The sequence below is a fragment of the Tuberibacillus calidus DSM 17572 genome, assembly GCF_000430685.1.
Lineage (GTDB): Bacteria > Bacillota > Bacilli > Bacillales > Sporolactobacillaceae > Tuberibacillus > Tuberibacillus calidus.
Map to the genome: position 1 here is coordinate 65,734 of NZ_AUMM01000009.1, position 19,798 is coordinate 85,531.

20 protein-coding genes are annotated in these 19,798 nt (G+C 44.4%); 4 read left to right on the plus strand and 16 right to left on the minus strand.

The window, feature by feature from the left end; translation table 11 throughout:
* Positions 1 to 274: 274 nt before the first annotated feature.
* The 3 genes from splB to H532_RS0103430 form a co-directional block, all read right to left on the minus strand.
* Positions 275 to 1,303 carry a spore photoproduct lyase gene (gene splB / locus H532_RS0103420; protein WP_027724325.1) on the minus strand — a complete coding sequence of 343 codons (1,029 nt, stop codon included), beginning with the start codon at positions 1,301 to 1,303 and terminating at the stop codon, positions 275 to 277.
* The gene (locus H532_RS0103425) at positions 1,296 to 1,547 is read right to left on the minus strand and encodes a transcriptional regulator SplA domain-containing protein (protein ID WP_027724326.1); all 252 of its coding nucleotides are present in this window, start codon (positions 1,545 to 1,547) and stop codon (positions 1,296 to 1,298) included. Before H532_RS0103425 ends, splB begins: the two co-directional genes overlap by 8 nt.
* Positions 1,548 to 1,918: 371 nt before the next feature.
* Positions 1,919 to 3,505 (minus strand): acyl-CoA synthetase, encoded by a 1,587-nt coding sequence (locus tag H532_RS0103430; protein ID WP_027724327.1) that lies wholly within the window; start codon positions 3,503 to 3,505, stop codon positions 1,919 to 1,921.
* A 257-nt stretch (positions 3,506 to 3,762) separates the two neighbouring features.
* Between H532_RS0103430 and H532_RS0103435 the strand changes: the two genes are divergently transcribed.
* Genes H532_RS0103435 through H532_RS0103445 form a run of 3 tightly spaced genes read left to right on the plus strand, consistent with a single transcriptional unit; the run spans position 3,763 to position 5,438 of the window.
* A complete protein-coding gene (locus tag H532_RS0103435; RefSeq protein ID WP_027724328.1) occupies positions 3,763 to 4,086 on the plus strand; it encodes a PadR family transcriptional regulator in 324 nt (107 codons plus the stop codon).
* On the plus strand, positions 4,079 to 4,642 hold the full coding sequence (locus H532_RS0103440; protein WP_027724329.1) for an HAAS signaling domain-containing protein: 564 nt from the start codon (positions 4,079 to 4,081) through the stop codon (positions 4,640 to 4,642). Before H532_RS0103435 ends, H532_RS0103440 begins: the two co-directional genes overlap by 8 nt.
* Positions 4,632 to 5,438 carry a DUF4097 family beta strand repeat-containing protein gene (locus H532_RS0103445; protein WP_027724330.1) on the plus strand — a complete coding sequence of 269 codons (807 nt, stop codon included), beginning with the start codon at positions 4,632 to 4,634 and terminating at the stop codon, positions 5,436 to 5,438. Before H532_RS0103440 ends, H532_RS0103445 begins: the two co-directional genes overlap by 11 nt.
* A 54-nt stretch (positions 5,439 to 5,492) precedes the next feature.
* On the opposite strand, the gene H532_RS0103450 is transcribed toward H532_RS0103445, so the two are convergent.
* The gene (locus tag H532_RS0103450; protein WP_027724331.1) at positions 5,493 to 5,900 is read right to left on the minus strand and encodes an NUDIX hydrolase; all 408 of its coding nucleotides are present in this window, start codon (positions 5,898 to 5,900) and stop codon (positions 5,493 to 5,495) included.
* Positions 5,901 to 6,057: 157 nt separating this feature from the next.
* Between H532_RS0103450 and H532_RS0103455 the strand changes: the two genes are divergently transcribed.
* Positions 6,058 to 6,252 (plus strand): hypothetical protein, encoded by a 195-nt coding sequence (locus H532_RS0103455; RefSeq protein WP_027724332.1) that lies wholly within the window; start codon positions 6,058 to 6,060, stop codon positions 6,250 to 6,252.
* Positions 6,253 to 6,482: 230 nt separating this feature from the next.
* On the opposite strand, the gene H532_RS0103460 is transcribed toward H532_RS0103455, so the two are convergent.
* From H532_RS0103460 to dhaK, 12 genes are all read right to left on the minus strand, one after another.
* On the minus strand, positions 6,483 to 7,328 hold the full coding sequence (locus tag H532_RS0103460; protein ID WP_027724333.1) for a CPBP family intramembrane glutamic endopeptidase: 846 nt from the start codon (positions 7,326 to 7,328) through the stop codon (positions 6,483 to 6,485).
* A 469-nt stretch (positions 7,329 to 7,797) separates the two neighbouring features.
* Positions 7,798 to 9,408, minus strand: coding sequence for a long-chain fatty acid--CoA ligase (locus H532_RS0103465; RefSeq protein WP_027724334.1), 1,611 nt, complete (start codon positions 9,406 to 9,408; stop codon positions 7,798 to 7,800).
* 34 nt (positions 9,409 to 9,442) lie between these two features.
* Positions 9,443 to 10,561 (minus strand): CaiB/BaiF CoA transferase family protein, encoded by a 1,119-nt coding sequence (locus H532_RS0103470; RefSeq protein WP_027724335.1) that lies wholly within the window; start codon positions 10,559 to 10,561, stop codon positions 9,443 to 9,445.
* A 53-nt stretch (positions 10,562 to 10,614) separates the two neighbouring features.
* Positions 10,615 to 11,760: an acyl-CoA dehydrogenase family protein gene (locus tag H532_RS0103475; RefSeq protein ID WP_027724336.1), complete on the minus strand. Its 1,146-nt coding sequence runs from the start codon at positions 11,758 to 11,760 to the stop codon at positions 10,615 to 10,617.
* An 819-nt stretch (positions 11,761 to 12,579) separates the two neighbouring features.
* A complete protein-coding gene (locus tag H532_RS0103485) occupies positions 12,580 to 14,244 on the minus strand; it encodes a glycerol-3-phosphate dehydrogenase/oxidase (protein ID WP_027724337.1) in 1,665 nt (554 codons plus the stop codon).
* Between the two features lie 152 nt (positions 14,245 to 14,396).
* Positions 14,397 to 15,887 (minus strand): glycerol kinase GlpK, encoded by a 1,491-nt coding sequence (gene glpK, locus H532_RS0103490; protein WP_027724338.1) that lies wholly within the window; start codon positions 15,885 to 15,887, stop codon positions 14,397 to 14,399.
* Between the two features lie 21 nt (positions 15,888 to 15,908).
* Complete coding sequence (locus H532_RS0103495; RefSeq protein WP_027724339.1) at positions 15,909 to 16,736, minus strand: MIP/aquaporin family protein; 828 nt, start codon at positions 16,734 to 16,736, stop codon at positions 15,909 to 15,911.
* Between the two features lie 180 nt (positions 16,737 to 16,916).
* Positions 16,917 to 17,474, minus strand: coding sequence for a glycerol-3-phosphate responsive antiterminator (locus tag H532_RS0103500; protein WP_038111421.1), 558 nt, complete (start codon positions 17,472 to 17,474; stop codon positions 16,917 to 16,919).
* A gap of 21 nt (positions 17,475 to 17,495) precedes the next feature.
* Positions 17,496 to 17,762 (minus strand): HPr family phosphocarrier protein, encoded by a 267-nt coding sequence (locus H532_RS0103505; RefSeq protein WP_027724341.1) that lies wholly within the window; start codon positions 17,760 to 17,762, stop codon positions 17,496 to 17,498.
* A 12-nt stretch (positions 17,763 to 17,774) separates the two neighbouring features.
* On the minus strand, positions 17,775 to 18,173 hold the full coding sequence (gene dhaM / locus H532_RS0103510) for a dihydroxyacetone kinase phosphoryl donor subunit DhaM (RefSeq protein WP_342662280.1): 399 nt from the start codon (positions 18,171 to 18,173) through the stop codon (positions 17,775 to 17,777).
* On the minus strand, positions 18,170 to 18,787 hold the full coding sequence (gene dhaL, locus H532_RS0103515; RefSeq protein ID WP_027724343.1) for a dihydroxyacetone kinase subunit DhaL: 618 nt from the start codon (positions 18,785 to 18,787) through the stop codon (positions 18,170 to 18,172). Before dhaL ends, dhaM begins: the two co-directional genes overlap by 4 nt.
* Positions 18,788 to 18,805: 18 nt before the next feature.
* Positions 18,806 to 19,795 (minus strand): dihydroxyacetone kinase subunit DhaK, encoded by a 990-nt coding sequence (gene dhaK / locus H532_RS0103520; RefSeq protein ID WP_027724344.1) that lies wholly within the window; start codon positions 19,793 to 19,795, stop codon positions 18,806 to 18,808.
* Positions 19,796 to 19,798 lie beyond the last annotated feature (3 nt).

A 19,798-nucleotide genomic window follows, 5' to 3' on the forward strand; every position in this document is an offset into this window, starting at 1 on the left:
GTTTTACCGCCAGATTTTAGGATTTAACCGTCACCTTTTTGGAGTTTACCGTCCACTTTTTAAAATTTATCGACAGATAGGTACAATTCTGACAACTCCACCTACATTCCTACAAACGATTTACCCCACTTACTAAGCAAAAAGTTAAAGAAACATAGCCTAAAGAATGCAATTTCTCCAAATGAAAAAGAACAGCCAGTAGCCGTTCTTTTTAGTGTGAGCATTCCATTATTCCTTCAGTAGGAAACAGAGAGAAACATTCACGAGAGTTCTTTTAAGTAAAATATTCAAGTTTGGCTTCAGGAAAAAACCGCTTTAAATAGCCGCTTAGCGTTTCTCTAATCTCAACCTGTTCTTCATCCTTGTAAACGTATTTGCCAATGCCATAGCGGCCCCATTTCCATTTCCGTTTTTCTTCGTCCAGTTCAAGTTTAGTCATCGGATAATTTTGCAAAATCACCTTTTTGGCTGGTTTCGTAAAACGATGCTGAATAAATTCAAAGGTTAAATCTTTTTTGGCGTAATCAGGGAGCTCAGCTTCGAGTTTCTCAAACATTTCCCGGTAGCCATTCTTCCAACCTTCATGCAAGTAAATCGGCGCCACGATAAATCCGAGCGGGTAGCCTGCCTCGGCAACTTTGCGTGCCGCTTCGATCCGTTCATTGAGGCGCGACGTCCCCGGTTCAAAAAATTTTATGACATAATCGGCATTCACACTAAAACGAAAACGGGTGCGACCGTTATGTTTGGCGTCAAGGAGATGATCGACATGGGCAAATTTGGTCACAAACCGCAGTTGACCGAGGTTGGAAGCCCCGATATATTCAATCGTCCTTTTTAATGTATGGGTCAAATGATCGATACCGACAATATCGGACGTACAAGAAGCCTCAAATCGAGTGGGCTCCGGGGCGCGCTCCTTCATATATTTTTCAGCCGCATCGAAAATTTCATCAACGTTTACATAAGTGCGAATGTACGGCTTACTTCCCATTGTCGTTTGTAAATAACAGTAATGACAAAGCCCCATGCAGCCTGTCGCCAGTGGTATGGCATATTCCGCCGATGGTTTGGATGTATCAAAATGAAGCGTTTTCCTCACGCCGACAACAAGTGTGGATTTGGCTAACCGATAGCGTTGGAAGTGATTTTCACCCGGAAAATTTCGTATCTGGTTGTGGGAGGTCGTCTCTCTGATTTCAATGCCCATATCCGTAAACTTTTTCTTCAGCTTTCGCCCAAGCGGATACTCCAACGCCCTTGGCTCAATATAGACGAGTTCGGGTACAAAAGGTTTAACCATAAAACGCGCCGTCATCCCCTCTGCCGTAAATCTCTTCGCAGGCCGCTCTCGCCTCTTCTTCCGTCTGAAAGACAGCGGTTTCTTCGTTCAAAGGATAAAATGTTTCATATACAAAAAGACAGAGCTCCCCGGGTTGTTCTGGATGTTCGACAACCGCTGCGGGTTGAATCATGGCGACATCTTGGGTATGGGGATTGCGAAACATGACGTAAACGATGTCCCCTGGTTGGTATGAAGCTTTCATGCCTTCACCTTTTTCTAACCGTTTTGATGACAGTATGTCTCAAATAGCCGGAAAATATCAGACTTGTACGGTTTTTCTTGACACCCCACTGCGAACCTTGTGGTCAATAAGCTAACCGTACCTAATATCCCTTAATATCTGGCTGATCGGCGTTGTTACGGACACCATCGAACCGAAAGCGATTGAACCTTTCTATAAAAGCCATTTTGATATCCCCATCTTCTAAAAAGGCCGATTGAACTCGAGTGAACAACCATGCCTATGTCTGTACAACGTGAACATTCATACCTATTCTAGAACTTGTTTAGACAAATTTTTACAACTTTTAAATCAAAAGAAAAAACGCTGTCTCCACAGCGTTTATCGGTGCATTATTTTTCACTTAACGCTTTGTATTGTTCTCTTAATTCGCGTTTCAAAACTTTTCCGCTCGGATTTTTCGGAAGCTCATTCGTAAAGGCCACATATTTCGGCACTTTAAATGAAGAAAGCTTGGCCTTACAAAAATCGATGACATCCTTTTCTGTTAAATCGGCACCTTGCTTCGGGACGATCACCGCGGTCACCGCCTCAATCCAATACGCATCTGGAATACCAATGACGGCCACTTCCGAAACGCCAGAGAGTTTATAAATCATTTCCTCAACTTCACGACTGGAAACGTTCACCCCACCTGTTTTGATCATATCTTTTTTGCGATCAACCACCGTAATATACCCGTCTTCATCCATCACCCCTAAATCGCCGCTGTGAAACCAGCCCCCGCGGAAGGCTTCCGCCGTTTTTTCCGGGTCATGTAAATAGCCCAACATGGTATGGGGCGTCCGGTGAACGATTTCGCCAACAACCCCACGCGGGACCTCGTTGCCATCGTCATCGACAATTTTGGTTTGCACATTTAATGTGGGTAGACCCGCTGAACCGAGTTTTCGCAACTGATCCTCCGGTTGCAAAGCCGTTGCGAGTGGTGCGACCTCGGTTTGCCCGTAAAAATTCCAAAACTTCGCGTTCGGCAACCGCTCTGCCAACTCTTTTAAAATTTCCCGGGGCATAATCGCTGCACCGTAATAACATTTTTCCAATGCCCGAAGATTGCGGCGGTCAAAATCCGGGTGACGAAGGAGGGCAATCCATACGGTCGGCGGAGCAAACAGCTGTGTCGCTTTTTCCTCTTCGATGGTTTTTAAAATATTGGCCGGATCCGCCCCTTCTAAAATGATGCCGCTCGCGCCAACATAAATGCTTGGTCCGAGAAATACGTGCAATTGGGCGCTATGATACAAAGGTAAAGCATGAACGAGTACATCCCCCGCCGCCATATGACCGTCGACAATACAGCTCACATACTCACTGATCAAACTTTTATGGGAGAGCATGACACCTTTCGGGCGCGATTCCGTGCCGCTCGTATACAACACGTGAGCCAAATCGTCATCGTCCAAATCCGCATCGACAAAGTCAGTCGTTTCCCCTTCTCGCGCTTTAGATAAGGCGACCCAATGATCTAGCCCTTCAACGTTTTTGTCGGCTTCCATCAAATAGCGGTGGCGAATGGGCATTCCAAGGGAAGCGCGATCAAGGACTGGGGCATATTCTTCAGAGGCAATCAGTCCGACCACTTCAGCATGGGTTAAAATGTATTGAATGTCGGCAACAGTGAGCATATAGTTGAGTGGAATCATCACTGCGCCAATCCGCGCTAAGGCAAAATTGACAATGACAAAATCCAGGCTGTTTTTGGATATGACCGCGATCATGTCTCCTTTTTTCATGCCGTCTGCCAAAAAAGCGCGGGCCGTCTGGTTGACGACATCGTCCAATTGCGCATATGTTAAGCGTTTGTTCTTATATTTTATCGCTTCTTTTCCCGGGTACCGTTCGCGCGTCCGGAGCAGAATATCACCAAGGGTATTTCGCCTCGCTCGGTTTAATAAAATTTGTACGTCTTCCACCTTCATCACTTCGCCCCCTATACAATCGTATTACTATTATTTTAATTCAGAAAAGTATGGCGGGCAATTCCTTTTTGAATTATTCAGCTTAACATCAGTCTCAGATTTTAGCGAAAAAGAAGTCCCCCGAAAAGGCATTTTTCATATTTTTTATTTAGTACCTTGCATTATACAATACTATGTGATAAATTATATGCACAAGGTACTATTTATCAACTGGTACTGTACAATATATAGTACCATACAAGAACGAGGTGAAGGCTTTGAATGTGCAATTCAAAAAAGGGGTCTTAGAACTGTGTGTGCTTGTCTTACTTAACAAACAAGACCGGTACGGCTATGAATTGGTACAAAAAATTTCGGACCAAATCGAAATCTCCGAAGGCACCGTCTATCCCCTCCTCAGACGGCTGACTAAGGAAGAATATTTTACGACGTATTTAAAAGAATCCACCGAAGGGCCATCGCGGAAGTATTACAAGTTAACCGAAAAAGGCCGGAGATATCTTGACCAGCTGCTCCGTGATTGGGAAGCGTTCACAAACGGTGTCAATCAATTGATTAAAGAAGGTGTTAAAAGTGACTAAAGATCAATTTTTATCCGAATTGGATAAGAGACTGAAGGGATTTTCTTACAGAGAACGCCAGGATATCTTGATGGATTACGAAGAGCACTTTGCCATTGGGCTTGCGGAAGGCAAAACCGAAGAAGAAATCGCGGAAAGACTTGGATCGCCGAGCCAGATCGCTAAAGAAATGATGGCGACATACCATTTGGAAAAAGTCGACCATCATTTAACCGCGGGGAATATCATAAGAGCGGTGTGGGCGGTCATCGGACTGGGGTTTTTCAATATCGTCATCGTCCTCGGCCCATTTATCGCATTGGCAAGTATTATTATCAGCCTGTGGGCCGTCAGCGTAAGCTTTACCCTGTCACCGCTCATGTTTTTAGTGGGGATCATCATCCACCCAAACCATTTTCTTCTATTTGATTTATTTTCCTGCATCGCTTTATGTGGCATCGGCATTTTAATCGGCATCGGCATGTACTATGTGACCAAAGCCGTCGCCCTCGGTTTTATCCGCTATTTAAAATACAACGCGTCGTTAGTTAAAGGGGGATTAAAGCGTGAATCCTAAAATAAAAAAATTGATGATTGCCGCCATCCTTTTAATCGTTATTGGCGGGATCGGTTGCCTATTTACTTTTTCGCAATTAAAGAGTTCGGCTGTGACCAAAAAAAAGGTTATCACCGAAAACTTTTCCAACGTTGAGATAGATAGCGACAACTCTCATATTAATATTTTGCCTGCTGAAGGAAAAGAGGCCATGGTGGAACTGACAGGTCAGCCTGAAAAGGGCGGTGACTATACCTTTAAAACCGAAGTTATCGGGTCAACCTTGTCTGTCAAGCTGAGAGAGGATCATTTTGAATTTCCCATTTTCTATCACATCACGCACGACACTGCGCTGAAAGTTTATTTGCCTGAGAAAGAATATAACAAAATGGTGATTAAAAATAAGAACGGAAAAATAAAGCTGGAGGGAACGAACACGGACCATTTGGACATCACCGCTCATAACGGCATGATCGAAGCGAAAAACATCCGTTCAATGGATGTTCTTGCAGAAACGAATAACGGCAAAATCATGTTGGAGGATGTCAGCGGCAAAATAACAGGGGAAACCCATAATGGAGAAATCATGCTCATCACGAACACTTTAGAACGTTCTCTTGATCTTTCAAGCTTTAACGGACGCATCATCGTAAAAACAAAAAAATACCCGGAAAACGTGAGATTTAGTACCCACGTCGACAATGGTGACATCAATATTTTAAACCAATTTGATGATGATCCGATCTTTGGTGACGGTGACCACTTAATTAAACTGTATACCCATAACGGCAGGATTAAAGTTGAAAAGATCAAATAAATTGAGTCAAGAAGAGAGCCGGACCACGTTTATGGACCAGGCTCTCTTTACATTTCAAAAACAAACATAAAAAGGATGAAGCGTTTCATTTAAGACATATTCGATTCTTTGCTTAAAGTTTTTATATTGGACCATTTCTAATGCCACAGGGACTGGAAAGAAACCGACGTCTAAACTTTCCGGACTTGTCTTAGGCTCCCCGCCAACAACTTTTCCGAGAAACAATGTATTGACTATTGAGCCCGTGACATTTTGGAAAATCCCGCAAAACTTTATAATTTCAATATCAATCCCCGATTCTTCCTTTGTTTCTCTAATGGCGGCGTCTTTTAACGATTCGCCCTCTTCCACTTGACCGCCCGGCATTTCCCATCCTCTTTTCGGTCCTCTAATTAATAAAATTTCATTTTGATCATTTAAAACGACTGCGGCGGCTGAAACGATATGTTTTGGCGGTACCATGGCATCCACTCCTATGAAGTTCTCTTTCGTTCAGGCGATGTATTGGCAATTCCTTACGTTTATTAGACGATGAAAAATAATTTAAGTTTCACTTTTAAACGGAAGTTTCAGAAAACATATGGTAAAATAGAGAAAAACATGAAAAAGGGGCCTTTCGGTGAAAAGGAATAATACTTTCGGACTGGTGTCGTCGTTGGTCGTGTTGATCGGATTTCCGGTTATTTTTCTGATCGTTTCTTTCGTGACGGGAAACTGGCGGTTTTTTCTTTATAGTCTCTTCCCCTCGTTTCTCGCTGGATTTTCAACCTTCGTTGTCACCAAGCAGCAAATAAAAAAAGAAAAAGTCAGTTAAAAAGCCTCCAAACGGAGGCTTTTGCCATCATTTATTCAACAATGGGAGTTTCCCCTCCGCAAAGCCGTACGCCTCGGCTGGGTCTTCCATCATTTGTAATCGGATGATCGCCTTTATCGTTGCCAAACGTGAAAAAAGAGTTAAGGACCATGCAAAAGACCGAATTTTAATGATGTTCTGTGAAGATTCATCGCATTGCTAAAAAACAAAAATGTCTTGTCGTAGTATCGTTATGTGATTGGTAAGATTCCATGAATTTTGGACTTTTTCAAGTAAATAACAAAAATAATAAAAGATATGACGAACATTATCAACCCTACCCAGCCTGTAGCCTTAAACTGATCGACGGTAAAAGGATCGTTACTGTTTCCACCGGAGGTAAATATCTGTAACACTACATTGATAACATTATAAATGGCATGAAAGGATATTGAAATAAGCAGCGATTGATATTTTATAAATAGGATCGATAAGATAATGCCACCTATAAACATATCAAGGAACTCGGGACTGAGGTGCATAATAGAAAATAGAATTGAAGAAAATACTATACCTTTCTTTACTCCCCACCTTAAAGCCCAAGATTGCATGATTAACCCTCTAAAGAAAATTTCTTCAACAAATGGCGCGATCAATACCGCAACAATAGTGTCAAAAATGAATTCAATAGATGATTCCTCTTTAACTGGAGGATTGTCGATATCATTGAAATTGGAATCAATTAAAGAATAACCTTCAAGTAAAAACAAGGTGGCTGCTGTTGAAATAACTAATACTTTTACTAAAAACACAAGGCCAATGATTTCCCAAATATTAAACGCCTTCTTTATTTTCACGAGGCCTTTTAAGGTAATATTATTTTTTTTCATTACACGTAAGCAAGCCATATACAGAAGAATATAGATGGCGGTGATCGTTATAAATCTATAGCTTGGGTCATTTAAATTCAATAAATTACCGTTTAATTTCAACATCATGATATAAATCAATGGTATACCAATAACCAAGACCAAAAGAAAATATCTCAAGTGAACATTTTTTATACTTCCATTTGAACCAGAATCGTGAGTATTCACATTTTCACCGCCTATATTGCAGCTAATATTAATTTTGACCTTTGAGGTGAATTTGTTGACCCATTTTTTCTATTTGATCCCTTTACCTGTTCTTTAAGTTTTATGTGTGTTTTCATAAAATCTAAAAGCGATTCCTTTATTTCAAGAAAAGCAATGGTATCGCTTTTAACCAATTTAATAGGATGAATAATCTTGATCCTTTACAGCTGCTGATAATAATGTTACATACTTATTTATAAATTTAAAAGATAAACTACTTTTATCGACAAGTATTAAAATTGATAAACTGGTAAATCCTGATATTCGTTTCTCGCTAGATTTTCAACCTTCGTTGTCACCAAGCAGCAAATAAAAAAAGAAAAAGTCAGTTAAAAAGCCTCCAAACGGAGGCTTTTGCCATCATTTATTCGACAATGAGAGGATTCCCCCCCACACCACGCCGTGCGCATCGGCTGGCTTAAGCCATCATTCATTCAGTAATGGGATGATCTTGCAGCTGCTCGCGGAGTTTTGCTTTTAAAAACTTGCCGACAGAAGTTTTCGGAATTTCATCCATAAACACGACATCATCGGGAATCCACCATTTGGCAAATTGCGGCCGCAGAAATTCCAGCAGTTCCTCTTTCGTGACATGTGCACCAGGTTTTAAAACCACGCAGGCGACCGGTCGCTCTTGCCATTTCGGATGCGGCACGCCGACAACGGCTGCTTCGAATACATCCTCATGAGCCATTAAGGCATTTTCCAAGTCAATTGATGAAATCCATTCCCCGCCGCTTTTGATCAAGTCTTTCGTGCGGTCGGCAATCTTTATGACACCTTCTTCATCGATCGTGACGATATCCCCGGTATGAAGCCATCCATCTTTGAAAGCTTCTTTCGTCCGTTCGTCTTGATAATAAGAATCGGCAATCCAAGGTCCGCGCACAAGAAGTTCACCCATTTCCTGACCATTCCATGCAACTTCCCCTTGGTCGTTAACCACTTTTATTTCAAGACCCGGTACGACATAGCCGATACAAGCGCGTATGCGCAGCTTTTCATCCTCCGGCAAATCTTGTTGATAAGACTTTAAGCGGGAATACGTGACCAATGGCGTCGTTTCGGTCATCCCGTAAGCACAAATAAATGGAATCTTGTACTTCGTCTCGAATGCCCGAATGAGCGCCATCGGAGCCGAGCTTCCGCCGCAGATAATCGCGCGCAAGGACGAGAAATCATATTTATCGCTATTTTCCTCCAGCACTTTTAAAAGGCCTAGCCAAATCGTCGGCACCCCCGCAGTTAATGTCACCTTCTCCGAAGAAATGAGTTCCGCTAAAATTTCCGGGGTAAAACGCGGACCTGGCAGCACTTGCGTCGTGCCAAACCACGTCGCCGCAAACGGTATACCCCATGCGTTAACATGAAACATCGGAACGACCGGCATGCACACATCCGACTCCGAAAGCGCCCCTGTGTCGGCAAGGCCAAAAGCTAAGCTGTGTAGAGTAATCCCGCGATGCGTATAGACGACACCCTTCGGCAGGCCGGTTGTGGCAGACGTGTAGCACATGCCAGCCGGGTCATTTTCATCTAGCTCCGGATAGACATAATGCGGGTCCCCTTCACCCAAAAGCGTTTCATACGAATGGGCAGGAGCGAGTGTCGTTTCCGGAAGCGGGTCATCGGTGAGGATAATAAACATTTCTACAGTGGTTAACTTATTTTTCACCGCTTCAATCAAAGGCAGAAAATCAGGGTCAATAAGGAGCACTTTATCTTCTGCATGATTGATAATGTGGACGATGTGTTCCGGAGAGAGCCGCACATTAATCGTATGTAAAACCGCTCCCATACACGGTACAGCAAAATAAGCTTCCAAGTGGCGATGATCGTTCCAAGCAAGCGTTCCAACCCGATCCCCTTTTTGAACGCCATATTTTTCTAAAATACTCGATAACCGCCGCGTCCGCTCAGCCATTTCCCGGTAGGTGTACCGCTTCATTCCTGCATGTGTCCGCGATACGATCGGTTTTTTCGGAAAATATTTTTCCGCCCGTTCGAGCATTTGTGTTAGGGTTAAAGCCGTATTCATCATAGGAATTCCCCCGATTCATTTTTAAAATATGTTTCTAAACAATAGTGCCCTTGTTCCTAAGCGCTAGAATGTCATCATCGCTTAATCCCAGAACACTACGCAACACGTCATCGGTATGTTCACCAATTTTTGTGATAACCTCAGGTGTTAGTTTCACCGCAACAAAGGTTGAGACAAAAGGTTTTTGTTCCACCTCCTTGACCAACCCCCGCTCCCGAACATAGGAACTGCGGGCTGCTTCTTGCACCCCCAAAACCGGAAATAAACAAGCATCAGCTTCCAGTCCAAGCTGTATCCATTCTGCTTGCGTGCGGCTTCGAAACAGCGCTTTCATTTCTTCGTAAATCGGCAAATGGACGGAAAGCCTGTCCGGGTATGCGGCAACCCATTCCGGTCGCTCCACCGCTTGGCAAAAATTTTTCCAGAACTTCTGCTCGAGAGCGCTTAGCGTCATGTGGCGGCCGTCTTTTGTTTCGTATATGTGGTAGTTGACGATATTTCCTGCAAGTTCCGGTATACCGCGGCTATTTCCGGTTAGGCTGGCATTCATCACATGGGTGGGTAATAAAGAAAATACGGCATCCATTAGTGACAAATCGACAAAAGCGCCGCAACCGCTTTTTTCTCTTTGATAGAGGGCACCGGCGACGGCTTCGCTCGCGACAATTCCACCGATGAGATCCGCCAGTTGCAGCGATGGGTGAACCGGCGAGCCGTCCTCATTTCTAAATTGACCGAGCACCCCGCTTAGTCCTAAGTAATTTAAATCATGGCTAGCAAGTTGCGCCCACGCTCCGCTCTGCCCAAAGCCAGAAATCGACACATAAATGATTTTTTCATTAACCTTTTTGCAAGTCTCATAATCTAAGCCTAATTTTTTCATCACGCCCGGTCGGAAGCTTTCAAGAACGACGTCGACATGCCGGACCAAATCCAAGGCGAGTTTCCGGCCGCCATCGCTTTTCAAATTGATGGCGATGCATTTTTTGTTGCGGTTATTCGCCGAAAAAACCGCTTGACCGAAGGCCCTTGCCGGGTCGCCAGTTAATGGCTCAACCTTTATGACTTCTGCCCCGCGGTCTGTGAGCCTGAGTGAAGCAAACGGCCCAGGTAAATACTGCGTAAAATCTATGATACGAATACCTTCGAACAAAAACGACCCTCCCCTTTTCTATAGCGTGCCGATTACTCTAAATCTATTAATTTTTAGAGGCCCATATTCTTAGCGATGATATTTTTCATGATTTCATTCGTCCCCGCATAAATCGACGCCACTGGTATATCACGATAGCGCCGGGCAATGGGGTATTCTTCCATATACCCATATCCTCCGTGCAACTGCATGCATGTTGCAGCTATATGTCTGGCCATATCCGTAATCCACCATTTTGCCATCGACACTTCCGTCACGATCTGTTCACCAGCCATGTGCCGGGAGATAACGTCATCCACGAACGTGCGGCCAATTTGGATTTCTGTCGCCATCTCTGCAATTGTAAACTGCGTGTTTTGAAAATGAGCGATGTGTTGCCCAAACGCTTTTCTTTCTTTGACATAATCAACGGTCATTTTCAGCATTTCTTCCGCGGCAACTTGGGCGCTAATCGCTACAAGCAAGCGCTCCTGCTGCAATTTTTCCATTAAGTAATAAAAACCTCGGCCTTCTTCCCCGAGCAGGTTAGCGGCTGGTACGCGGGCATCTTCGAAAAACAACTCTGCCGTATCTTGGGAATGAAGCCCAATTTTATCAAGTTTTCGGCCTCGGGAAAATCCTGGGGTGTCTCGCTCGATCACAAGAAGGCTGATCCCTTTATGCGGCGGTTTCGCGTTCGGATTCGTTTTGCATACGACAACGATTAAGTCCGCCTGAATGCCATTTGTAATAAATGTTTTTTGCCCGTTCACAATGTAGTCGTCACCGTCGCGAATCGCTGTCGTTTGGATGCCGGCCAAATCTGAACCAGCACCGGGCTCGGTCATGGCAATGGCCGTGATCGTTTCTCCGGTGAGGCATTTCGGAAGCCAGCGCTGTTTTTGTTCATCTGACCCGTAATCAGCCAGATACGGAACGACAATGTCGTTGTGAAGGCCGATGCCAATGAGTCCCGTTCCGATGCGTTCCAACTCTTCATTCAGCACGACAGAATAGCCAAAATCGGCATTGGAACCGCCATAGGCCTCATCCACCCAGGGGCACAGAAACCCTTGCTCGCCCATCTTTAACCAAAATTCCCGGGGAATCAAGCGGTCTTTCTCCCATTGCTCAAAGAAAGGCGCTGCCTCTTTTTCCAAAAACTTACGAACGGATTGACGAAACAACTGATGCTCCTCTTTCAAATAACCGGCAGCCATGTGTGGCCCTCCTCTGCTTATCATTGCTCCGCGATTTTAAAATTTCAATATTTTACTAATAAAATTATAACTCAAAAGTTTTGGCAATGAAATCCCGAGAGATGATCTTCAGTCGGCAAAACGTGACGCATTCTTATCAATATAATAAAAACCGGGCAGAACCCGGTGTTTTTGGATTTGAGACAAACTGCTGATCGCCGGTTTAAAAACCATTTTGATCTCCTTTGCATGTTAAAATGGTCTTTTGTACACAGATATTGGTAAAATAGCCCTAATATCAGCCACGTTTTTCCATTAAATTCAAGCTAAATACCATTTCAAAAAATTTTTCAGCCCAAAATGGCAGATAGAACTGCGCTAAAGGCCATTTCGGGTCCGCTTCCTACTCCAAAATGGCTTTTTGGATACAGATATTGGTAAAACTACCGCCAAACCCGGCTTGTTTTTCCAATAAATTCAAGCTAAATGCCATTTCAAAAAATTTTTTAACTCTAAATGGCAGATAGAACTGCGCTAAAGGCCATTTTGGGTCCGCTTCCTACTCCAAAATGGCTTTTTGGATACAGATATTGGTAAAACCGCCACCAAACCCGGCTTGTTTTTCCAGTAAATTCAAGCTAAATGCCATTTCAAAAAAATTTTCAGCCCAAAATGGCAGATAGAGCCTCGAGTCGGCAACACATGCCTAAAACTGCGCAATGCGACTCGACCAATATTTGAACAGAGCTTTAATTGTCCATATACTGGTTCGGAAAGTATAGATTTTTTACTGTCAAAACGAGCCGAATTGACTCAAGCGGTGCCTGCTTTTGTCGTTCATTATTCTTCTGCGGCGACGGCGGTGGTGATCGCGGCTTCGAGTTGTTCAGCGTAAAGCTGTTTTGTTTCCTCATCCCAATTCAATCGCTGTTGCATGTAGTTGATGACTGGATCTTTCCACCTGCGGACCCACTCCATGTTGAAGAAAAGGGCCCCTGTTCGGCGAATAAAGAAATCAACGGGCTTTGTAACCATCTCTTCCCTGATGCCGTATTCCACTTGGGCAAAAACGAAGTCGGGAAGGTCCGTCGCGTCATTTTTTTCGGTGCGCAGGATTTCAAATAGTTTTTCAGTATTCGTGCCGTATAAGTGAGCAAGGCCACTAGCTTCGGATTCGGATAAACCAAGTGACCGACCCTCGGCAATAAATTCGCTGATACGGTCAGCAAAATACTGGGACCCACCGAAATCTCCACCGGAAAGTGGCACTTTGTCCGTCGAACAACGTGGGTATTGTGTTCCGGTTTCCCTGCTGAGCTGGCTGCACACCAAGTCCACCGTCCGCTCGGCCATTTTCCGGTATCCCGTCAATTTCCCCCCGGCGATGGTAATCAAGTTAGAATCCGAAATAAAAATTTCATCTTTTCGGGAAATCTCTGACGGGTCTTTACCTTCTTCATGGATCAGCGGGCGCACACCGGCCCAGCTCGACTCAATATCTTGAGGGGTTAGTCCAAGGCTCGGAAACATGCCGTTAACCGCCTCAAGCAGATAATCACGGTCCGTCACCGTCATGCGCATTTGAGCCGGATCATCATGATAATTCGTATCCGTTGTACCGGCATAAACTTTTCCGCCGCGAGGAATGGCAAAAATCATCCGCCCATCACCGTTCGGGGTGTCAAAATAAACCGCATTTCTCAGCGGGAAGCGCTTCGCATCAAAAACGATATGAACCCCTTTTGTCAGGTGCAGGGTCTTCCCTTTTTTTGAATGATCTTTTTCACGGATGCTGTCCACCCACGGCCCGCAAGCATTGACGACTTTTTTCGCTAAAATATCAACCGCCTTACCCGTGATTTGGTCAACAGCCTTCACGCCTTTAATTGTGCCGTTTTCATCGTATAAAAGTTCTTCGGCTTTGACATAATTCAATGCCTTTGCCCCACGGCGTACGGCCTCTTTGATCACTTCCAATGTCAGCCGGGCGTCGTCCGTGCGGTACTCCACGTAATAACCGCCGCCAAGCAAACCCTCTTTTTTCAATAAAGGTTCTTTTTCTAGGGTTTCTTCGCGGTTTAACATCGAACGCCTCTCTTGTTTTCGGACGCCTGCGAGAAAATCATAGACTTTAAGACCGATTGATGTGGTCCATTTGCCAAAAGTGCCATTTTTATAGATAGGTAAAAGCATCCAAACCGGTGTCGTCACGTGCGGCGCGTTTTCATACACAATTGCCCGTTCTTTACCGACTTCGGCCACCAGTTTCACTTCGAATTGCTTTAAATATCGTAATCCGCCATGGACCAGCTTCGTTGAGCGGCTCGATGTTCCCTCGGCAAAATCTTGCATGTCAATTAAAGCGGTTTTGAGACCGCGCACCTGGGCATCTAAGGCAATCCCGCAGCCCGTAATGCCGCCCCCGATCACGAGCACATCAAAAATTTCTTCGGACAAACCTTTCCGTATCGCCTCTCGGTCGGTACTGGCAAATGAAGCCGTCATATCCACCAGCTCCTTCAAATTTTTGGTGATAAAAAAAGACCGCAACTTCCTTATTACACTCTACGGATAATAAGGCGTTGTGGTCTCTCATGTATCATGACCTTTTATTAACTTATACTATTAATTTACCATCATCCGGCAGATCATTCAAATTATTTAAAGGCCATCGCCGCCTTGACCGCTTTTTTCCAGCCGTCATACAAGGTGCGGCGGCTATTTTCATCAAGTTCGACTGCGAAGGTGCGGTCGATTTGCCACTGACTCGCAATTTCTGCGCGGTCTTTCCAATAGCCAACGGCAAGACCGGCAAGATAGGCGGCGCCAAGCGCTGTCGTTTCGGTGATGACCGGACGTTCAACCGGCACACCGAGAATGTCGCTCTGGAATTGCATCAGGAAGTTGTTGGCAACTGCCCCGCCATCCACGCGCAATTTTTTCAACTGTATGCCGGAATCGGCTTCCATTGCCGCAAGCACATCTTTTGTTTGATAAGCTAAAGACTCAAGCGTCGCCCGGACAAAATGATTTTTGGTCGTCCCGCGTGTCAATCCAAAGACCGCACCGCGCACATCGCTGTCCCAATAAGGAGTGCCAAGACCGACAAAGGCTGGAACAACGTAAACCCCATCGGTCGAGTCGACAGCTTTGGCCAAGGCTTCGCTTTCGGCCGCATGATCGAGCATTTTTAGCCCGTCACGAAGCCATTGGATGGCTGAACCAGCAACGAAAATGCTGCCTTCCAATGCGTATTCCACTTTCCCATCCAAGCCCCAGGCGATCGTCGTCAGCAAGCCATTTTCCGAGCGAACCGCTTTTTCACCCGTATGCATCAGCATGAAGCAGCCCGTTCCGTATGTGTTTTTAGCCATACCCGGCTCATAGCATGCCTGCCCGAACAAAGCGGCCTGTTGGTCACCGGCAATCCCGGCTATGGGCACTTCTTGGCCAAAGAAATGATAATCAACGGTTTTCGCATAGACTTCAGATGAAGGCCGGACTTCCGGGAGCATCGATTTGGGGACGCCGAGAATGTCGAGCAGTTCATCATCCCACTTCAAGTCAAAGATATTGTACATCAGCGTGCGCGAAGCGTTGCTGTAATCGGTGACATGAGCCTTGCCGCCAGACAGCTTCCAGACAAGCCAAGTGTCGATGGTGCCAAACAGTAAGTCACCTTTTTCTGCTTTTTCTCTTGCCCCTTCCACATTGTCCAAAATCCATTTGACTTTCGTTCCGGAGAAATAAGCGTCAATAAGTAACCCCGTTTTTTCACGGAACAAATCATTTAATCCTTTAGCTTTTAAATCTTCACAAATATCCGCGGTTTGTCGAGACTGCCAGACGATCGCATTATAAACAGGGATGCCGGTATGCTTATCCCATACAACAGTTGTTTCGCGTTGGTTCGTTATGCCAATGGCTTCAATTTGTTCGGCATGAATATTGGTTTCAGAAAGCGCTTGCGCAATGACCGATAAAACGGAACCCCAGATTTCCGATGCATCATGTTCCACCCAGCCTGGTTTCGGAAAATGTTGGGTGAATTCTTTCTGCGCAATGTGAACAATATTTCCGTCCTTATCAAAAATGATCGCCCGCGAGCTCGTTGTCCCTTGGTCTAGCGCCATGATAAATTTTTCCATCGTTTTGTCACACCCCTATTTCTATATAGCTTTTTTTGTTTCAAATGCCTCTTTTTGGCCCTGAGCCCTTTCTCCAAAATACGCAGCCAAAATCACAATGATTAGAATAACTGCAATCACATAAAATGCTAGGGTGATTTTTCCTACAAAAACCGCTTTATAGAAAAGGCCCCCAAACATTCCACCAAGAATTGGTCCGACTACCGGAATCCAAGCATAGCCCCAATTTGATGAACCTTTACCTGGTATCGGTAATAAGGCGTGAGCAATCCGCGGGCCAAGGTCACGCGCTGGATTGATCGCATATCCAGTCGTTCCCCCAAGGGATAAACCGATGGCCACAATTAAAAACCCAACAATTAATGGATTTAAGCCTTCTGTAAACTTATTGGCACCAATGGCATCAATCCCCATAACTAAAACAAATGTACCTATAATTTCGCTTAAAAGATTCGCAAACGTTTGCGGTATCGCAGGACTTGTTGAAAACACGCCTAACTTTGCGCTTGGATCTTCAGTCGCCCGCCAATGCGGAAGATAATGTAAATACACAATGCAAGCCCCAAGGAAAGCACCGATAAATTGAGCAAAAATATAACTTGGAACTTGGCTCCACGGGAAATCTCCTGTAATAGCGAGTCCCAATGTGACAGCGGGATTAAGGTGGGCACCGCTGAAATTCCCCACAGCGTATACGCCCATTGCAACGGCCATACCCCATCCCATCGCAATGACGATCCATCCAGATCTTTCCGCATTGGATTTTTTAAGGGAGACACCTGCACAAACCCCACCCCCAAAGATAATTAAAATCATTGTCCCAATGACTTCACCAAGAAATGCTGACATCTTCTTAGCCTCCTTACTAACAGAAAATTCAAATAAGTACGTAAATGAAAGAGAGGCCCACAAAATTACCATAGACCCTTTTTAGGGCAGCAGGTAAATTGTGAGCCTCATCATCTCATTCACTCGTATTAACTTACATAAAGTGTATCACTGTGATGTAAGCGTTGTCAATGAATTTTTTTAAATTTCTTTCCCCTGCTCCCATAATACTGGCTGTGAAGTTGAGACCATCGATGCTCCTGCATCAATGGCTTGCTTGACTTCCGTTAAGGTACGAATCAAACCACCTGCTACAATTGGGATATTCAGTTCATTTTTAAATTCAGCAATCATTTTGGGAATGATTCCCGGAAGAATTTCAATATAGTCTGGTTTTACCTTTTTGTACAGTCGAAGACTAGTCTCAAGAGATATGGAATCTAGCAAGAATAAACGTTGAACCGTGATTAATTTTCGTTTCTTTGCGATTGAAAGTATATTTGACCGAGTGGAAACGATCCCTGCCGGTTTAATTTCTTGGCAAATAAATTCAGCAGCATGTTCATCATTCTTCAATCCTTGGATAAGATCAGCATGAAGTAATACTTTCTTTCCATTCATTTTGGCCAAATGGATCAAATCCTTTACCATTGCCACATGGGTATCTAGTAACACAATATACTCATAATGTTTGATCTTTAGGACTTTCTCAAAATCTTTCATATGACGAATGGCTGGTAGCACGCGTTGATTGATCATTTCACTTCATCCTTTAAATAGTCAACGGTCAATCTTCCCATTACGAAAAAATTTTTCTAGTTTTCGGGCAACTTCTGCCTCATCTTTCCCATTCACTTGAACACGAATGACATCGTTTTCTCTAATTGAAGTAGACATAATTTGTATGATGCTTTTCAAATTGATTTTTTTCTCGCCTTTAATAAGAAATACATCACAATCGTATTGTTTTAACATTTTTACAAGTTCACCCGCCGGACGGGCATGTAACCCATTTTTAATAAAAACTTCAATGCTTTTTTCTATCATCAACTTCAGCCCCTAATTCTGGCCAGCGAGCTTGGAAACCGTTTTTACACCCTCTGCGGATTGCACGACTTCTTCCAAGGATCCGCCGATCCCAGCTTCTATTACTGCCGCATAAGCCCCTTCAACGATGGGCGCATCACAAAACACAATTTTTGACTCGGAATCCATCATTTCTTGTGCCAATTCCGCGTTTAATAAAGCACTTCCGAGATCGAACAAAACCGCAACACCTTCTCCGTCATCTACAGCTTCAATCGCGCTCTTAATTTTAAAAGCACTCGTTCCAATATCACCTTCCTCGGTGCCCCCGGCTATACCAATTTTGACATCCGGCTGCACTTGGCTTAAAATGTCAGCTAAACCTTTAACCAATTCATGACTATGTGAAACAAGCACGATACCTACACTCACGATGCAACATCCTCTAAATTGGAAAATAATGTGTCAAATAAAATGTATGACGAAACAGATCCTGGATCCAACGTTCCGATCGATCGTTTACCTAGATAAGCCGCGCGTCCTTTCTTTGCCTCCAGATGACGGGTTCCTTCCATGCACTCGGCCGTAAAAGCCTTCAGTTCTTTTAAACTTGTCTCAGGGTTTTCTTTCCATTTTGAAAGAAGCGGCTCCCAGACATCGATCATCGTTTTGTCACCGACTTCAGCTTTTCCCCGCATCTTTATGCCTTTCAGCCCTTCTTCCAGTGCCAAAATCAGATCGGACTGTGTGCATTCCGTTACGCCTTTTAGAACGCCCGCTGCTTTTAAAAAGGCCGTGCCATACAGAGGGCCGCTTGCGCCACCGACTTTTCCGATCAGTGTCATGGCAACCTGTTGAAGCAGCGCGCCTATGTCAGGGTTCTCAAATGTTTCTATCCGATTGACGACTTCTTGGAATCCTCGAGCCATATTCACGCCGTGATCCCCATCACCTATGGCCCCATCTAATTCAGATAAATACTCTTTTTGTTCTTGAATTCTTTCATTGACCTGCTTGATCCATTTTTTGAAGTCTTCTTGATTCATACGAAGTCATCCTCCTGCTTACCATCCAACAACATCCACAGGCATATCTAATAGATTAATAAGCTCTTCATCCAATTTTAGAATGGATAAGCTCAACCCGGCCATTTCTATGGAAGTCATATATTCTCCAATAAATGTTTTATAGACTTTAACCCCTTTTTGTTTCAGTAATTCAGCGACATCTTTGTTAAAGATATAGAGTTCCATCAGAGGTGTGGCGCCAAGTCCATTTATTAAGACAGCGGCTTCTTCCCCGTTTGTGAATTCAAGTTCAGCTAAAACTTTCTCTACTAAAAGTTCAGCAATTTCACGCGATGTTTTCATTTTTGTTCTTTCGGTACCTGGCTCACCGTGGATGCCCATACCGATTTCCATTTCATCATCGGCCATTTCGAAACCGGGTTTTCTTACGGCTGGAACGGTACAAGGGCTCAAGGCAATGCCCATACTTTTTACACGAGTAATCACCTTATTAGCGACTGCTTCGACTTCCTCCAAAGAAGCGCCTTTTTCAGCTTTGGCGCCGGCAATTTTATGAACAAAAACCGTTCCGGCAATACCACGGCGGCCTGTTGTATAAGTACTATTTTCTACGGCAACATCATCATTTACAATCACTTTAGCCACCTTGATGCCCTCCGCTTCCGCCATCTCCGCTGCCATTTCAAAATTCATGACATCACCGGTATAATTTTTTATGATTAAAAGAACACCGGCACCGCTGTCCACCGCTTTTATCGCTTCATAAACTTGATCTGGGGTTGGAGAAGTAAACACTTCGCCGGCAACAGCCGCATCCAACATCCCCCGTCCCACATAGCCCGCATGGGATGGTTCGTGGCCGCTACCTCCGCCACTTACAATCGCTACTTTCCCAGTAACCGGAGCATCCTTGCGAACAAGAACCGTTGTCCCTTCAAGTTGCCGCAACTTTTCTGGATAGGCTAAAACCATGCCCTCAAGCATCTCACTGACGACTCCATTTGGATCATTGATGACTTTCTTCATCTC